Here is a 17943-nt window from a genome sequence, read left to right on the forward strand (position 1 = left end):
ACCGAACTGCCATTGCGTGAGTCAGACAGAATTGTTATCTCCTGTCTCCATTGATATGAAGGTGATTATGTTTCCACACACGTATTGTGCGGGAACTCATGAATATCGCTTTTGATATATATACCTTTTGAAAGCAGGATTATTTAGGCATATTAATACCGTTGGATCAATATATTTTTATTAATATGTACAAAATATCAATAGAATATTTTAAAGTACCAGAGCAAACCCTTATATTATGCGACTTAAGTTTGATAGAGTTGTACAAACCCTATTTTTGAGTACTAATATCAATATGTCAAATTTAATTAGCCTATTTTTGTTTATTTGTTAAAACTATTAAATGTGTAGCAAGCCGGGCTGAAGTGAAAATATCTATTAAAATTTACGAGATTTCTGATTAACTCCTTCTTACCTAAACTAAACAATAAATTGGTGGAGAAAGAATTTCAGGAATCCAGAATTCTGGAAACAGAGAGAGACGTATAGCACAGGAAGATGTGATTGTAAACCCACATTGAAGTATATAGCACCACCAACGATAATTATTTGCAAAATAATAGGTTATAGTTAGCTTTAAGGTGTGTAACATACCAGATGTGTTTGACATACAAAAAGCATTACACATATAATATTTATAGGGCTCATAACCTTATTAGTGGAGGTATAACATGAAGCAGAGTGTATCTTATCCATATATGAAATGTAAAAATAAGAAGGTATCTGCTCTTACTCCAGAAGAACAAAAACGCTTTGAGCAGAGCATGGAAAGGAATAGAGAACTAATGAGAAGACTTGAAAAATTATAAATCTCTCATATTCTTTTCGATTCATTTTTCTACCTTTTCAGAGATTTTACAGATAGAACTTCGTTTGGTCCGCTTACTAATTTTGATTTTTACAGAAACAGTAATCAAATAAAAATACATCCCGGGCAAACCTAAAAACAAGTCTTACTTTTTAAAAAAAAGTGCCCGGAGCGTGACTCGAACACGCGGCCTCCAGATGTCTCAGGAGACATGGGAGCACCCAATCGTTTACCCTATGAGTCTGGCGCCCCAACCAACTAGGCTATCCGGGCCTGGTAGCACATACAGAAGGTAAAAGTGGTATTAAAAAGTATCGATTATAGGCTCTGTGGAAACCCTCTCCTCTAACTTCCACTAATACATTATTATTTTTATAAGAAGAGGGCTCCCAATGTGATTCTGGATAGACAAATCACAAATGGCATGTATTTTTCCAGATTGAAAATCTGGTACCATAAATTTATGTATTATTCCTGAGCAATACAGAGTAAGATGAAATTTTACCAAAGATTTTGTCTTACATAAATCCAAAGGGAAATGAGAAATATCATTATAAAAAATAAAAAGGAGAATTTGGAATGGAAGCAATAATTGGATTCAAAGAAATGACAGTGTCCTCAAAAGGGCAAATTGTCATACCCAAGAATCTGCGAAACAGCACATTCCCGGAAGGCTCACATGCCGCAATTGTGGCATACGCGGATCATATAGAGATTCGCCCCCTCTCATACGTATTGGAAAAATTAGAATGTGCTTTAACATCCCAGCCGTCGTTTGCCAAAGAGTGGGATACACCAGAGGAAGATCAAGCATGGGATAATCTGCTTGAACATGCCCTGGAAAATGAACAGACCGAATCATGAGGTATTTTACCAATGGCAGGAACGTTCAGGAAAGGGGATGTGGTGGTTATACCGTTTCCCTATACAGATATGTCGAAGTTAAAAACCCGACCAATATTGGTAGTTGCCTGTCATAGAGGGACCAATGTGATTGTGTGTCAAATTACAAGTCAAATGATACGCAATGACGAATATGCAATACAAGTGAGCTCAAAAGATTTCGCAAAAGGATCATTACCAGCATCCAGTCTTGTAAAAACTAACATGATAATGACCCTGGATGTGGATACAATTCTTGCAAAATCAGGTACACTGAGTTCAGAAAAGATGCGACAAGTCGAAGAGAAATTAATTGAGGTATTCACTTCCTGACTACCTGTTATTCTCCATGGTAGCAATCATAGCAATAAAAAAAAGAAGATGGGAGAAAAACCCTCCCCATCAGTAACCTGTGGCCTGTGCAAAGGTAAACAGCAGGTTGGGATCCGAGGTAGTTCCCCTGACCTGGATTACCATGCTCTCATTGTTCCAGACATAGGCATAACGTGGCACGTCCTCCCCGCCCTCGGTCACATGCCAGATGATGCGTGTGGCAAAGTGGTCATTGATGGAGTGCTCGGTGAACCTCTCTCCCTGTGCCATTGGATTGAATTCGTTTTTGTAGTCGTTGACTAGGGTCTGGGCAGCATCCGTGTCAGTGCATTCAATCGCATTGACATGGACTTCCACACTATCCCCGTTTTTGTAGATTCCCTGCGTGGCCTGAACTACCGTCTCTTCACTGCCCACACCATCCAGCACACTTCCAGAGTCCAGCTGACGCTCACCTATCATCTCAAACCCTGCCGGCACTTCGTCAAGTGACACTGCATCTGCAACAGACCCGATCTCAGGATTATCGATTTCTTCACCTGTACCGCCTGTATCGGTACATCCCGACACTGCAAGCATTATTATTGTAATGGCCAAAAGCAATGCTACTATTCTCATTTTCATAAAAGATCCCTTTTCCAAAGCGGATGGATTATAATTTAGATTCAGATATTTAAAAGTAATCCGCAACGAGCAGATCAAAAAAGAGTAAAACACAAACCAAAAAAAGAAAAAAGAAGTAGAAGGGATTAGTCCCTTCTATCATTCAAGTCTGCTTAGTTTCTCCTTACGAGGTAGGCAACTGCCAGAAGTCCAGCGATTGCGAAGACTGCTTCAAACCCTGGGGTTCCTGCAGGTTCTTCTTCAGGTTCCTCTTCAGCAGGTTCCTCTTCGGTTACGTTCTCAGCAGGTTCCTCTTCGGTTACGTTCTCAGCAGGTTCCTCTTCAACAGGTTCCTCTTCGGTCACGTTCTCCTCAGGTTCCTCGACTGGTTCTTCCTCAACAGGTTCTTCTTCCATTTCGCCTTCGATGGTCTTCTCGACGAATGGGTAGAATCTCAGTGTATCACTATCTGCAACCTTGAACATGATTTCATCAGTTACATCATATGTGTCATCTGCATCGAGTGTAATGGACTCGTCGAGACTCATTACGATTGTACCAGTAGAACCATCTTCATCGACAATCAATTTACCGAATTCATCGTCTACTTCAATTTCCATGGCATCGTCAGAGATCTGCCAGATACCTTCGATTACAGCGAGACTGTCAACCTGACCCTGGAATACTTCATCAACGTGGATTACAAGCGTATCGACATCTTCTCCGAGAACTTCCTGTTCAACATACCAGGTTTTCTCTTCTTTATCAGCATTAGATGTACTGATTACTGCATCATCAATGAATTCACCGTCTTTGGTGAGTTCAAGCCATACTTTGTTACCATCAACGTCAATTTGCTGTGGGGTCACTGCGTAACCTTCACCAAGTTCAAGAGCTTCACCGGTTCTGATGGTGTAGCTGGTGTCATCGTCCATGAGAAGTTTGGTGAGCATGGATGCATCGCCCTCGACGATTGGGACATATTCCTCAGCCCTGAAGCCAATCTTCTCGAAGGTAAGAGGGGTGTTGACAGCATCTTCAACACTGAAGTTGTATTCTGGTGCAATACCACTTACGATTGAAGTTGTGTAGTTCAACTCTACTGGATCATCATCCAGTTTTCTGTCAGTATTGTTGTTAAGTCCCCATACATTCAAGGTTTCTGAAGTATCATCTTCATCAAGGTCATACCAGAATCCAGAAAATGAATAAGTTGAATCATTTGCAGTCCAGCTAATGGTACCATTAGGTCCTGGTGCTTCAGCAACAGTACCACGGATTTCATATGTACCTGGTTCAGTGTATTCCTGCATGAGATAGAATCTCAAATCTGCAGAATCATCTGCTACCTTAAATTTCAAATTTTCCATGAGGTCATATGTGTCATCTGCATCGAGTGTAATGGACTCGTCGAGACTCATTACGATTGTACCAGTAGAACCACCATCTTCATCGACAATCATTTTACCGAATTCATCGTCTACTTCAACTTCCATGGCATCGTCAGAGATCTGCCAGATACCTTCGATTACAGCGAGACTGTCAACCTGACCCTGGAATACTTCATCGACATGGATTACAAGCGTATCAACATCTTCTCCGAGAACTTCCTGTTCAACATACCAGGTTTTCTCTTCTTTATCAGCATTAGATGTACTGATTACTGCATCATCAATGAATTCACCGTCTTTGGTGAGCTCGAGCCAGACCTTGTTACCGTCGACATCGATCTGCTGTGGAGTTAATACATAACCTTCACCGAGTTCAAGGGCTTCACCGGTTCTGATGGTGTAACTTGTATCGTCGTCCATCAGAAGTTTGGAGAGCATGGATGCATCGCCCTCGACGATTGGGACATATTCCTCAGCCATGAAGCCAATCTTCTCGAAGGTAAGAGGGGTGTTGACAGCATCTTCAACACTGAAGTTGTATTCTGGTGCAATACCAGACTCAATTGCTGCCTCATATATGAGAGCATCTTCAGCTTCATCGAGTTTTCTGTCACTAGTTGTACCGTTTGCGTATATCGTGATGGTTTCACTGGAAAGACCATCATCGATGTCATACCAGAAGCCGGCAAAGTTCTGTGCATTAATTTCCCAAGTTCCATTTGAAGAGTTGGATCTCCAATCAGAAAAATTGGCAGCTTCGTCAAATATTGGTCCCCTGATCGCCACAGAATCTGCAGCGCTTGCTACGCCAGCAAATACTGTTAAGACCATAAGGGCAGCCATTAAAATTGCTGTTAGTCTTTTCATTATTTTCCTCCGTTAGTTAATTTGTAGATATATGGTCAAGGTAAAGAGTGATTGATAAACAATAAAACGTACACATGTACGTCAAATCAACCTTTCATCGGTGAACATTACGCTCATTGACGAAAGGGAACTCATCACCCTCTTGATCCCGTCATATTGGTTTGCAACCCTCTAATAAGAAAATTGCTTATTAAATCTTTTGTGGTCTCGAGGGTCAAAAAACGCCTTTTTTACTGGTAAATATCGATGTATTTCACGTCATATGCCGAACAATTTTTGTTCGATTTAATAAAGGGGCCGTTGAAAATACAACTGATACTTGACATATTGTCGACTTCAGACTTTGTGGGTTGCATTTTGGGCGGATATTGCCCTGACAGGACCGCACAAAATGGTTGGTTTATTCGACAAAATGTATAGGTGATTTCCAGTATATCGCAGTTTGTAACGATAGTTTCTAACTATACGGCACCTATATATAAATAAAACCACATTAATACTATTTGATATATGGAGCATTAATTTCACAATGCCCCAAAATCCAACAGGATGAATAAATAACTATACTTAAACTTATGAGGGGTACTACCCGGCTTACATGAGGAAGGCGATGCTAAATGTTTACAGGCGCAGAGAAGATTTCCACTGAAGACGAAGGGAACAGGGTCAAGACCGGGATTCCCGGGTTTGATGAATTGTGCGGAGGAGGCCTTGTACGTGACAGGAGTTATCTGGTATCCGGTACTTCCGGTGCCGGGAAAACCATTTTCTCAACCCAGTATATCTATAACGGGATCACCCGGTACGGGGAAAACGGGATTATCGTGGCCACTGAAGAGCGGCCCGAACAGATCCGTGAGAACATGATGCGTTTTGGCTGGGACCTGCAGGCCCTGGAAGAAGAGAATAAACTCGCAATAATCGATGCCTGTTCGACAAAGATCGGAATCCCTTCCCAGGAAAAATATGTGGACGTGCGTCCCTTCGACATTCGCTCAATGATGGACCAGATCATCGCCACCCAGGAAGAGATCGATGCCAAAAGGGCCCTGATAGATTCCACCACATCCATCAGCTTCTACCTGCATGAAGCCGCCCGGATACGCGTGGAATTGCTCAAACTCAGCACCACCCTGGAAATAATCGGTCTGACATCCCTGATGACCTGTGAGGTAATCGACGAGAACCAGCCCTCCCGGTTCGGTGTGGAAAACTTCGTCACCGATGGTACATTCTCCCTCTACTATGACATGCATGACAACGTCCGCAGCCGCAGTGTCGAGATCTACAAGATGCGGGGCTCGGATCACAGTAAAAAAGTCCACCCCTATGATGTGACAAAAGAAGGCTTCGTGATCCATCCCCACGAAGAAGTATACACACACTTCTAAGATCCTGACCCTTAAAGGTCGGGATACATTTCCTCATTTCCACATTCAATACACTTGTATACTACCAGGTTGCGTCCAAACTGATCGTGGCGCTTAAGGGTTGGATATCTCCACCTGTTCATTTTACCTTCACATAAGGGACATCTGTAATTCATGATTGTTCACCGTCTCCATAAATATATTTATTTTATATTGTATAAACATATCTAAACCTTTTCACCCGTAATTCTTCCTGAACAGCAACCCCTTCAAAACTTCCACAAATCCCAGTGTAACTGCCGCAAAGCCAGGGGGCAACAACCAGTCCTGCAGACCCAGGGGTTGCAGGTCAAATACAACAGCCAGGAAAGGCACATACATAACCACCAGTGTCAGGAGCAGTGTGCTCAAAACCCCTGCAATGATCAATTTATTCCTGAAACCGGTTTTCAGCACAGATATCTCAAGGGAGCGGAAAGCAAACGGCACAAACAGGATCATACTCACCACCGTAGCAAACGCGATTGTGCGTGCCCGCTCCAGGTCTGCGGTCGGGTCTGCAAGCAAGAAGGAAGCAAAACAGGCAAGGCCCATCACCCCGGCCACAGAACCCACAAGTACAAGTTTCCTGCCGGCCAGGATTCCTTCCCCCACAGGCCGGGGGCTGCGGTGCATCACCTCTTCTCTTGCCGGATCAAGGCCCAGCGCAATTGAAGGCATGATCTCGCCGAACATATTGATAAAAAGGATCTGCAGGGCAAGCAGGGGGACCAGTTCATAGCCCAGCAGGGATATGCCCAGCATGATCAGTATAATCTCATTGAAATTACCTGAGACCAGGTAACTTGTAAACTTCTCAATATTATCATAAATGGTCCGGCCTCTTTTGATAGCCTCCACAATAGTAGCAAAATTATCATCCTGCAGCACCATATCACTGGATTGGCGGGCCACATCCGTGCCCTTCAGCCCCATCGACACACCGATATCGGCCCTTTTAAGCGCAGGAGCATCATTCACCCCGTCCCCGGTCATGGCAACAACATGTCCCTCTGCCTGCAGGGCTTTAACGATTCTCAATTTCTGCTCTGGCATAACCCTGGCATACACATGAATATGCTCCGCGATCTTTGCAAAGGCTTCATCACTCAAACCCGCCAGTTCGTCTCCTGTAATCGCCCCGTCAGCCAGTATACCCTCGGGATCTGAAATATTATCAGGCTGCTCTGCAGGAATTCCCAGTTTGTCAGAGATAGCCAGGGCGGTTTTTACATTGTCCCCCGTAATCATCACCACTTTGATACCTGCCTGATGACACAAACTGATAGCCTCAGTAACACCTTCCCTTACCGGATCGGTCATTGCCAGCAGGCCCAGGAAGGTCATCCCTTCTTCCAGCTCAGTTTCATCCCACTTATCCCCCACATCCTTGCGGGCAATTGCAATCACCCTGTAGGCTCCGCAGGCAAGCCTGCTGTTTTCTTCCAGAATGGTCTCCCTGGTGGTCCGGTCAAGTTGCACCCGCTCATTATCTTTAAGAATGTGATCACAGCGCTCAAGCACAACCTCTACAGCCCCCTTGGTAAAGGAAATTGATCCCTCTTTTTCCCGATGGACTGTCGTCATCATTTTTCTATCAGAAGTGAAAAGGATCTCATGCAACCTTTCATGCTCCCCCGCAGACTCCTCCCTGCGGATACCCGCTTTTGAAGCAGCCGCCAGCAGGGCCAGTTCTGTGGGATCTCCCACCACATCCTCTGAATTGCCGTTTTGATTCAGGGATGCATTGTTGCAAAGGGCTGCCCCTTTCAACATCAATTCCAGTGTGGAATCTTCGGGATTGAAATTATTCCCGTCAAGCACAAATTCCCCTTCAGCTCCATAACCCGAACCCGTAACCTCGAACAACCCTTCCATGGTCCAAATCTTTTCAACCGTCATCTCATTACGCGTCAGGGTCCCGGTCTTATCCGTACATATCACCGAGGTCGAACCCAGGGTCTCTACCGCAAGCATCTTGCGGATGATGGCGTTTTTGCCAGCCATGCGGCGCATCCCGTAAGCCAGCGTGATCGTCAGGGTCAGAGGAAGGCCTTCAGGCACCGCAGCCACTGCCAGGGCCAGGGCAATGATCAGCATCTCCTCGACAGGAGCACCGGCAAAAATACCCAGCCCTAAAGCCATCCCCGATGCCAGCAAGGCCACGAATGCCAGTTTTTTGGAAAATGCCGAGACCTCCCTTTGCAGGGGAGTAACTTCCTTTGCAGGTTGGATCAGGGAAGCGATCGACCCCAGTTCCGTAGCCATACCCGTGGCCATCACCACAGCCCTGCATTTACCCCTGACAACCTGGGTTGCGGCATAAAGAGGCTCGTTCAGGTTCTTCTCCACAGGCAAACTTTCCCCGGTCAATGCGGATTCATCCACCTTAAGTTCCTGCAATTCAAAGACACAGGCATCTGCAGGTATACTGTCACCGGCTTCCAGTACCAGAATATCCCCTGTAACAATTTCCCGTGTCGCAACCTGGCGCAGGGTACCTTCACGTAAGACAGTGGTCTTTGGCCGCACAATCCCCTTGAGGGATTCCATGGCCTTTTCAGCCCTGTATTCCTGCACAAAACCCAGTAAGATCACAAAAATAATAAGCCCTAGAATCACCCAGAAATTTACCACTTCATCTATATACAGGGAGAGCAGGGCCGCTGCAGCCAGCACCCATACAATAACATTACCCAGCTGGCCAACAAAAATCTTAAGCGGAGTGGTTTTTTCCGTCTCTTCCAGCTCATTATACCCTTGCCTTTGGAGTTTGGCAGAAACTTCAGCTCTTCCAAGCCCTTCAGAATCTGCGATATTTTCGGGCAATTGCATACAACCCTGCTCTGATAATTTCATAACCTGCCAGCTCCCAGATTAACTTTGGTACATACTATATTAAATCTTTATTGCAGTAAAATACGATTCAGGCTTCAACCCACAGGGTTATAAGTGTCTTTCTGCTTGTCCTTTTGTATTGCAAACTTGAGTACAACAGGTGAGATAATGATAGAAACTGCCACCATCAGGACCACGGCTGAAAAGATTTCGTCTCTGTTATAGGACGCAGCGTAAAACCCCTGGTCTTTAGCTCAGGGGTAGTTCACTGCAGTCATAAATGCAGGCAAAGATCAGCCTGAAGCAGAACTCTTGTTCTCCTTGTCCTTTTGTATAGCAAATTTAAGCAACATGGGGGCAACAAAGATAGAAACAGCAGACAGCAATACAACTGCCGAAAATATTTCCTCTCCTATTATGCCCATCTCCCTGCCAATAGAAATCGTCACAAGAGTAACCTCTGCCCTGGGCATAATCCCTGCGCCGAATATAAGACTTTCATAAAAATTAAAACCAACCGTTTTAGCACCTGCAAAACCACCCACAAGTTTACCCAGTAAACCTAAAATCACAATCAATACAGTAAAAATACCTGCAGCTCCCAGAGACATCGGATCAACAGACATTCCTATATATACGAAAAAAACCGGTGTAAGCATACCATAAGCCAATCCCGAAACCTTACTTTGTACATCCTCGATCTTGGCAACAGGTATATTTGAAAGCATTACACCCCCCACAAAAGCACCGATAACGGCATGTAATCCCATCGCTTCTGCAAAATAGGCAGAAAACAGTGCGACCAATATTACAGTAGCAAATATGGACTCTCTTGCATGCATTTTTCTTACATGTCCAAAAAGACGGGATAAGACATAACGGGCCAGGAAATACATTACACCAACGAATACCATAAGCTTGCCTATCATTGTAAGAAATTGCATGGGTGAAAAGATTGAATTATACTGTGCCATGGTACTAACAATAGATACCAGGAAAATGCTGATAATATCATCAAAAATCGCCGAACTTAACATCATTGAGCCGGGTTTACTGGATAAATAATCCATATCTAATAATGTTTTTACAGTAACTCCTATACTTGTTGGACTGAAAGCCACTGCCAGAACAAGACTTTCCAGATTGCCCAGCCCAAAATAATATCCCAGTCCAAAACCGGCTATAAAAGCTATCAATATCTGGAAAATGGTTGCAATGATCGCTTTTTTAGAAGATGCTTTCAAATCCTCAATATGAACTTCCTTGTAGCCTGCAATAAATAAGAGAAAAATGACACCCAGCTGTGCAACAGAAGAAATTGTATCAGTATTTTCCAGAACCGCTATCCCCAGCAATATACCTGCCAGAATTTCCCCCAGTATACCTGGCATACCAACTCTTTCAGAAATCTCGGACAACAATCTGGCAGATAGTAAAATAATGAGGATCTGGAATAAAAACTCCATCTATTAACCCCTTAAACTGTAGATTGCCTTAATAACATCCGGTTTGCATATTATGCCCACAAGTTTATCTTTATCAACCACACAGAAACGGTCCACTTTATGTTTTATCATTATTTCTGCTACTTCACATAGATCCATCTCAGGTGGAATGGTGACAGGATGAGGAATCATAATTCCCCGGGCAAATTCACTGAGGGATTTCACTGCCATAAGATGAGTATGATCAAGCCGGGACACACGGTGGGTTAATAACTGCAGGATAATATTCTGGTCAATTATACCCAGAAAATCACCATTTTTCTCCACCACTGGATAGGTATGGAACTCCTTTTCATTAAATACTTCAAGTACCTTCTCCACAGGGTCATCTGCGTTTATAACAACGGGCCGGACCTCCATTATATCTTTCACAAAAATCCGGCTGCACTTCTCATCAAGGTCTGAATATTCTGCCTCAGCCGAATACTGATCGTTAAACTCTCCTTCAGAAAACACAATCAATCCCAATCTAGAATATCTTCTTTTTATACAAAGAGATTATCCCAATATCAATGGCCATTTACCACAGTGACATTCAGGGCTATGCCACTTCTATCAATATATTCATTAATTCTTTGCATTGAATGGGGGATCATACCCCCGCTTGTCAATATCATACACCTTTTGCCGCACAGAGCCATCAGGATAGTACGATCAATAACCCCGGTTGATATATCGACACATAACGAATTCTTCTCAGCCATAAGTTTGCTTTTTTTACCCATGGCACCCACAATATCAATATTCTCTTTTTCCAGGAATCCATCAAAATCAGCCGGATCGAACCTATCCATATCATAGATCAGGATACCCCCGGCTTTTATTCCATGCCTGGTAAGTTCCACAATCGCCCAGCCACCCTCATGGATATGCAGAACACGGGCATTGACTGCTTCATAAGGACATTGCAGGGCATATTCACCATGCAGTACACCCAGATTCAATATGTCGCCTTCCCGGGTTTCCGGAGGCACTTCCACCCACATCAATTCCGGTGGTTTGAGAGTGTCCACGATTTCCGGCACGGTCCTGGGCTGCCTGTTGCCATGGGCAAGCCCGCGCCTTTCAATCTCCTTATATATATCAAAGGTCACCGGCCGTTTCAGGTGGGCCTGCCGCAACAGTTCATCATCCTGGAATACTTCATCCGGAGTACCTTCCCCGATAACCTCCCCGTCCACCATGAAGAAAACATAATCCGCCCAGCTGTAGGCCAGATCAACATCATGGGTGGAAATTATCAGACTGGTACCCATATGATTGAGTTCGTGCAGTACATCCAGAAGTTCGTCGGCCCCTACGGGATCCAGGTTTGCCAGTGGTTCATCCAGTATAATAGCCTGGGGATTCATAGCCACGATACCCGCAATAGCAACCCTCTTTTTCTGGCCTCCACTCAGATGATGCGGAGGTTTATCCTTAAGTCCGCTCAGGCCGAAATATTCCAGGGTCCCGTCTACCTTCTTTTCAATATCTGCCTTGCTGTAGCCAAGATTGACCGGCCCAAAAGCCACATCCTGGTAGACAGTAGGTGCAAATACCTGATCATCGGAATTCTGGAAAACAATACCAACGTTTTTTCTTATTTCTCTTAAGGATGCCTGATCGTAGGCCAGTTCCTTGCCATCATAAAATATCCTGCCCTCAGCAGGCTTGAGAGTACCGTTAAGCAACAAAAATAAGGTGGATTTACCCGATCCGTTTTTTCCTACAAAAGCAATTCTTTTGCCTTTTCTCAATTTGATGTCCACACCCTTAACAGCATGGGTCCCGTCGGGATAGGAATATTTCAGTCCGCGTGTTTCAAGTATTACCAAAAACTAACCTCCAGCATACCATTAGAAACGTACCATACCCCCACGATTGCAACCATGTAAGTAAGACTCAATGCAACTTCTGAAAAATTCACCGGCCTTTTTTCCTCAAAAATCATCATTTTCCCGTCATAACAGCGGGCATTCATTGCCACAAACGTTTTTTCTCCCTGCTCCCAGGACCTCAAAAAAAGTGTCGAACAGAGCATGGCCATGGAATGCAGGGATGTCTTCAGATCATGATAACCCAGCCTTACTGTCTGGGCATGCTTGATACACCACGCAACATCCAGAAACACAAAGATGTACCTGTACATCATCATTGACAGCTCGATGAAAGAATCAGGTAATCCCGTTTTTTTTAGTACCGAAAAAAGCTCCACCATGGGGGTTGTCAGTGCCAGGAAGAACAGACAGCACATTCCACCCAGGGTTCTGGAAAATACCAGGAAAGCCATTGACAGCCCACCGGTATTTACACCCAGATGATAGTCCAGCACATTGAAACCAAAAAGTTCAGGACCACCACCAAAAAAGAAGGCGATAATGATTATACTAAACACAACGAAAACTGCAGGTCCCATCAGGAGCTTCAGGTAGAATTTCGGAGGTACTCTACCAAAAATAAGCGTTGCCAGCGACATACAGATGGCTATAGAAAAAGGCACAAGCGGAGCTTGGGAAGATATACCCATAAGAATCCCAAAGCCAACCACCCCAATTTTCAGCCAGTTATTGGTATAACGCAGGGGGCTGAGCAGTGCATAATCATCAAGCATCTTGGTCATAATAAATCGTTCCGTGTGAATTGTAGTGCGCAAAATTGATTTTTAGATATTAATATATGTCGTCAAAAAAAGGAAAGGAAGTTAAAGGCAAATCAGTCAGAGCGGCCTTTACCCTTATAGTAACCAAAGAAATATCCTAGCACAGCTGCCCCGATGGCTGCCTGCAGTGCGAACAGGAGACTTTCGGTTTCCCCCCCCGGAGGCTCAAACCCCAGATTGCCTATCCAGGGCTCATAACCACCCGTTACATCAGTGATCACTCCCTCGGCAGCACCGTCTGCACCCCCGAACTCGGAACCCGGGTTTGCAGCCATCCCGTAGAAAAAGGATGCCACAAAGAATACCGCGATCACAGCGAATATGATCTCACCTTTGCCGATCTTCATGCAGTAATCCCCCTGAGCTTGTTAACAGTTTCCTGAGAGATTACTTTCAATTCCACAAGGGCATCGCTCTTGACCTGTATAATGTACTTGAATATCAATGCAGTCAGAGCACCTTCCATGATCGCCAGCGGTACCTGGGTTGTGGCAAATATCGCCAAAAAGGCCTGGAGAGATCCCATAAATCCACCAGTCTGTGACGGGAACGCCAGGGCAAGCTGGGTGGATGTTACTACATAGGTAATCCAATCCGCAAAGGTGGCCGCAAGGAAAACCACCACATAGAAATTAATATTGGCCTTCATACCCGCCTTATAGATCAAATATGCAGCTAGCGGACCTATAATACCCATTGAAGCCACATTTGCACCCAGGGTTGTCAATCCTCCATGGGCCAGGAAAAGAGCCTGATACAGCAGGACAATTACACCCAGTACCGCTGTGACTGCCGGGCCAAACAGTATAGCGGCCATTCCCGTTCCCGTAGGGTGGGAGGAACTGCCCGTAACAGAGGGTAACTTCAGGGAGGACAGGACGAATATGAACGCTCCTGCTACTGCAAGTAAAGGCAGGAGATCACGTCTTTCAGAGACCAGTTTGTTGAGGCGATACATACCGAACATTATAACCGGAATAGAGAATACAAACCACAATTGCCACCATGGGGAGGGCAAAAATCCTTCCATAATATGCATACTATATCACTCCTAATTGCAACATTTTACAAGTAAACTTAACTAAACAACATGTTAGTTGATAGATTCCATAGAGAATTTATTGTATAAATATCTTGTTGTTTAATAAACCAAACTTGATTACAATATAAAACAAAGACCTGCCGGTTAGTCAAATTTTTTAAATAATAAAAATAAAACAAAATTGCTGGATTGTTATCTGACAACCAGCAAACAGTGAAGAGCCGATTGAGCCATCGGAGGATTGTCAACTGTGCCCTCAATTATACTTTCTTCAGGATAACCCAGTTTTTCACATACGTATATTCTGGCCTGCACCCCCATTTCCTCTAGAATTTCGGCAACTTCCACGGACCCGAAAGTCCCGGCAGGAAGCAGGAGGACATTCTTCCCCAGTTTAATTTCAGTAACAAAAGCCTCTATTGCAGGACCGGGGTCCCTGCCATGAGCGGTAATCACCGCTAACCCATTCATACTCGTTTTCGTCCTGGCACAGGCAACATGCATCGAGGATATACCCGGAATTATACTGTCCCCTTCTCCGGCAAACTTGCCCAGACCCGAAAACATGGGATCCCCGGTGGAAAGCACTACAGTATCTTCGCCCAGCAGGTGCAGGTTCTTGTAATCCTTAATCTTCTTTGGTTTGCCCTTTATATATGGACCGGCGAGTTCAAGGGATCGCGGAGAACCATACACCTCACCTGCATTTTCGATTGTCTCGATGGCCTGTTCTGTGAGCATTCCGGGCCCCACTCCCACACCCACAACTATCATTTCTTTTCCCCGCTATCCATAAGCACAGTACCGTCACGCTCAACGATCACAACCCGGGCACCCTTTGCCTTTTCCACGGTTTTTTCAAAGGCCCTGCTCAGGTGCTGCCCTTCAGGTTCCATCTCCACCATTTCGGCAACCGTAGCAAACCCCGTACCCTCAAGTACATCCGGGTCACCCCATTTGATAATAAGCCCGGGCAGGCCACAGATTATGACATCGCCTGTGGCAGCCTCGAGTGCTTCGGAAATGCGGCTGCCTGCAAGTACAACCGTGTAATCGGGAAACAGCATTGTGGAATAACGAATACCTATGCGGCCGGTGGTGAGGACAACTTTATCGGAACACCGAATCAGGTCTCCTTTCATTTCTCCGAGATGGTCATTCCAGGGTTCTACAAACCCCGTGGTACCCAGAATAGAAATGCCTTCCTCCACACCGATAGTGGAATTCAGGGTCTGTCGTGCTATTTCTTCCCCTCGGGGCAGGGATATTTCCACTTCCGCGCCCCTAAGACCCAGTTGTTCAACAGCTTCAAATACGGCCATCTTTATTTGTTGCAGGGGTTTGGGATTGATAGCAGGGTGGCCTTTTTTAGCCTGCAGGCCCCCACGTGTCACTGTGCCTATACCCTCACCGGCATTAATTATAATTGAATCTGCTTCACGGGCATTCCCTACAAACTCAAGCCCCCGGGTAATATCGGACTCATGATCATTATTGACCTTGGTCACCATCGCATAACCCTTGCTAATTTCCTTCACATCAATAGATGCACGCAGGCCCACAGGAGTTGGTATGGAAACGGTCTTAACTTGCTCTTGCAGGGAAAGCACAGCCGCTTTGGCAGCCGCAGCCGCGGTTGTCCCGGTGGTATAACCTCTCTTGAGAACTGAACCGTCACTTAAAACTACGAGCCTTCCGTTCTTTATACCCTCCATGAGTTCCTCTCGTGGCATGGCTGCCTTGTCAAGCCACTCGTCGGGAATTTTGGATTTATTCACAGAATCGATCATTGTCATTTACTCCGTTTATTACAGTTATAAAATTAGCGTCATACACCCGTGCGCTTGAACAGCTTATCCAGTTCTGCTTTGCCCAGGGTTATCATTGTGGGTCGCCCGTGGGGACATGTATAGGGATTCTCGGTCTTTTCAAGCTGGTCCAGCAAATTTTGCATCTGTTCCATATTACAGGGCGCCCCTGCCTTAATGGCACTCCTGCAGGCCATTGTCTTGCATAACATGTCTTCCATACCCTTCTTCTCCTTTACCCTGCCCCGGGCAAAGAGATCGGCCAGTAGATCGTACACAACCGAAGGATCCTCTATCTTTCCCATCACAGTGGGAACGGTTGTTATCACATAGGTCTGCGTACCAAATTCTGACAGGGAAAATCCCAGGTCTTCCAGATAGGGGATGTATTCTTCGAGCAACACTTTTTCCCTGGTGGACAGATCAACTGTCACAGGAGATATCAGTTCCTGCCAGTCGTGTTTTACTCTCCTGGATATCTGTTCATACATTATTCGCTCATGCGCAGCATGCTGATCTATCAGCAAAAGTCCCTCATCGGTCTCAGCCACTATATATAGATCATTGACCTGCCCCAGGATATGTGCCTCTGACACACCCGATCCCACCCTTTCCGGCTGAGCTTTTTCTTCTGCCATAGCCCTTTCTGAGCTTTTGAGCCGGCGCTGGGTATCTCTGGGAGGGGCAGTGTAATTCGAGGTCTTTTCCCGGATAACAGGAGATTCAGCAGATACGGATTCCTTTGAAGTTGGTTTCTCAGGAGATGCCAGGGATGACTGCATGGTCATGGTACGGGACGGCTTTACCTCGGGCACCAGTTTCTCCTGTTTGAGGGCCTGCTCAACAGCCGCCGTGATACCATCCATTATTTCATATTCCCTGCTCAGCCTGACATAACGTTTTGCCGGATGGACATTGACATCCACCTCCTCCAGATTGATCTTCACATTAAGTACCGCGGCAGGATAGCGGCCTTTGGGCAGCATGGTATAGTATCCCAGCCTCACGGCATTACTGATAGCAGGGGACGATATATTCCTTCCATTAATGAAAAAATAATTCATCTCACGATTGCTGCGGTAATATCCCGGTTTTGAGATATAACCCCAAAGGGATAACAGGTCATCCTTGTATTCCAGGGGTATCAACTGTCTTGCAACATCTGCTCCCAGTACCTGTACCATCCTGTCGAATAGTTCACCTTTGCCGCAACGCAGCACCACCTTACCCTCATTTAGCAAAGTAAAAGCAACCCCGGGGTTACCAAGGGCCTGCCGGGTTACGGTATCAGTTATATGGGAAAGTTCGGTCCTTTTGCTCTTGAGATACTTGCGCCTGGCCGGTGTATTATAGAACAGGTCCCTTACCTCTACACGTGTACCCACCGAAGATCCGGTCTCTGTTGCCTCCCCAACTAAACCTCCTTCCACCCCGATTTTTACAGCCGAAAGGCAATCCGCGGTTCTGCTGATAAGTTCTACTCTGGAAACAGCCGCAATAGAGGAGAGCGCCTCGCCCCTGAAACCCAGGGTAATTATCCTGTGGAGGTCATCCTTGCTTTCGATCTTGCTTGTGGAATGTTTGGTAAAGGCCAGCAGAGCTTCGTCCCGGCCTATTCCGCTGCCGTCATCTATCACGGTGATACTCTTTGATCCTGCCCCCTCTATTTCCACTCGAATATCCGATGCTCCTGCATCCAGAGAGTTATCTATCAACTCCTTGACCACAGAGGCAGGTCTTTCTATGACCTCTCCTGCAGCGATCTGGTTGATCGTGGCCTCATCAAGTAAATGGATATGCTCCGGCTTTTCCATAA

The 17943-nt window shown here is 45.4% G+C and carries 17 protein-coding genes and 1 tRNA gene; 4 read left to right on the forward strand and 14 right to left on the reverse strand.

What is annotated here, in order from left to right:
• The first annotated feature begins 671 nt into the window (after positions 1-671).
• Positions 672-809, forward strand: coding sequence for a hypothetical protein (locus EFE42_RS10405; RefSeq protein ID WP_158599141.1), 138 nt, complete (start codon positions 672-674; stop codon positions 807-809).
• 162 nt (positions 810-971) lie between these two features.
• On the opposite strand, the gene EFE42_RS00005 is transcribed toward EFE42_RS10405, so the two are convergent.
• A tRNA-Met gene (locus tag EFE42_RS00005) sits at positions 972-1081 on the reverse strand.
• Between the two features lie 306 nt (positions 1082-1387).
• Here EFE42_RS00005 and EFE42_RS00010 point away from each other — a divergent pair.
• Positions 1388-1672, forward strand: a complete 285-nt coding sequence (locus EFE42_RS00010; protein ID WP_123135305.1) for an AbrB/MazE/SpoVT family DNA-binding domain-containing protein — start codon at positions 1388-1390, stop codon at positions 1670-1672.
• A gap of 12 nt (positions 1673-1684) precedes the next feature.
• On the forward strand, positions 1685-2023 hold the full coding sequence (locus EFE42_RS00015) for a type II toxin-antitoxin system PemK/MazF family toxin (RefSeq protein ID WP_123135306.1): 339 nt from the start codon (positions 1685-1687) through the stop codon (positions 2021-2023).
• A gap of 69 nt (positions 2024-2092) precedes the next feature.
• Here the strand turns inward: EFE42_RS00015 and EFE42_RS00020 are convergent, their stop codons facing one another.
• Together EFE42_RS00020 and EFE42_RS00025 are read right to left on the reverse strand one after the other, a co-directional pair.
• Entirely contained in the window at positions 2093-2647 is a 555-nt protein-coding gene (locus EFE42_RS00020; RefSeq protein ID WP_123135307.1) for a hypothetical protein, read from the reverse strand.
• Positions 2648-2799: 152 nt separating this feature from the next.
• Positions 2800-4884, reverse strand: coding sequence for an S-layer protein domain-containing protein (locus EFE42_RS00025; RefSeq protein WP_123135308.1), 2085 nt, complete (start codon positions 4882-4884; stop codon positions 2800-2802).
• A gap of 617 nt (positions 4885-5501) precedes the next feature.
• Here EFE42_RS00025 and EFE42_RS00030 point away from each other — a divergent pair.
• Positions 5502-6275: an ATPase domain-containing protein gene (locus EFE42_RS00030; protein ID WP_123135309.1), complete on the forward strand. Its 774-nt coding sequence runs from the start codon at positions 5502-5504 to the stop codon at positions 6273-6275.
• An 11-nt stretch (positions 6276-6286) separates the two neighbouring features.
• Here the strand turns inward: EFE42_RS00030 and EFE42_RS10410 are convergent, their stop codons facing one another.
• From EFE42_RS10410 to mutL, 11 genes are all read right to left on the reverse strand, one after another.
• A complete protein-coding gene (locus EFE42_RS10410) occupies positions 6287-6430 on the reverse strand; it encodes a hypothetical protein (protein WP_158599142.1) in 144 nt (47 codons plus the stop codon).
• Between the two features lie 61 nt (positions 6431-6491).
• A complete protein-coding gene (locus EFE42_RS00035; RefSeq protein WP_123135310.1) occupies positions 6492-9152 on the reverse strand; it encodes an HAD-IC family P-type ATPase in 2661 nt (886 codons plus the stop codon).
• A 272-nt stretch (positions 9153-9424) separates the two neighbouring features.
• Positions 9425-10597, reverse strand: a complete 1173-nt coding sequence (locus EFE42_RS00040) for a cation:proton antiporter (RefSeq protein WP_123135311.1) — start codon at positions 10595-10597, stop codon at positions 9425-9427.
• A 3-nt stretch (positions 10598-10600) separates the two neighbouring features.
• Entirely contained in the window at positions 10601-11092 is a 492-nt protein-coding gene (locus EFE42_RS00045; protein WP_233564662.1) for an HPP family protein, read from the reverse strand.
• Between the two features lie 53 nt (positions 11093-11145).
• A complete protein-coding gene (locus tag EFE42_RS00050; RefSeq protein WP_123135312.1) occupies positions 11146-12453 on the reverse strand; it encodes an energy-coupling factor ABC transporter ATP-binding protein in 1308 nt (435 codons plus the stop codon).
• On the reverse strand, positions 12447-13238 hold the full coding sequence (gene cbiQ / locus EFE42_RS00055) for a cobalt ECF transporter T component CbiQ (RefSeq protein ID WP_123135313.1): 792 nt from the start codon (positions 13236-13238) through the stop codon (positions 12447-12449). The genes EFE42_RS00050 and cbiQ overlap by 7 nt, the downstream gene beginning before the upstream one ends.
• 92 nt (positions 13239-13330) lie before the next feature.
• Positions 13331-13624: an energy-coupling factor ABC transporter substrate-binding protein gene (locus tag EFE42_RS00060; protein WP_123135314.1), complete on the reverse strand. Its 294-nt coding sequence runs from the start codon at positions 13622-13624 to the stop codon at positions 13331-13333.
• A complete protein-coding gene (locus tag EFE42_RS00065) occupies positions 13621-14316 on the reverse strand; it encodes an energy-coupling factor ABC transporter permease (protein WP_123135315.1) in 696 nt (231 codons plus the stop codon). Before EFE42_RS00065 ends, EFE42_RS00060 begins: the two co-directional genes overlap by 4 nt.
• 195 nt (positions 14317-14511) lie before the next feature.
• Positions 14512-15093, reverse strand: a complete 582-nt coding sequence (locus EFE42_RS00070) for a cobalt-precorrin-7 (C(5))-methyltransferase (RefSeq protein WP_123135316.1) — start codon at positions 15091-15093, stop codon at positions 14512-14514.
• A complete protein-coding gene (locus EFE42_RS00075) occupies positions 15090-16109 on the reverse strand; it encodes a cobalt-precorrin-5B (C(1))-methyltransferase (protein WP_123135317.1) in 1020 nt (339 codons plus the stop codon). Before EFE42_RS00075 ends, EFE42_RS00070 begins: the two co-directional genes overlap by 4 nt.
• A gap of 38 nt (positions 16110-16147) precedes the next feature.
• Entirely contained in the window at positions 16148-17941 is a 1794-nt protein-coding gene (gene mutL / locus EFE42_RS00080) for a DNA mismatch repair endonuclease MutL (RefSeq protein ID WP_123135318.1), read from the reverse strand.
• Positions 17942-17943 lie beyond the last annotated feature (2 nt).

Source organism: Methanohalophilus sp. RSK (genome assembly GCF_003722075.1).
In the GTDB taxonomy this organism is placed as follows: Archaea; Halobacteriota; Methanosarcinia; order Methanosarcinales; family Methanosarcinaceae; genus Methanohalophilus.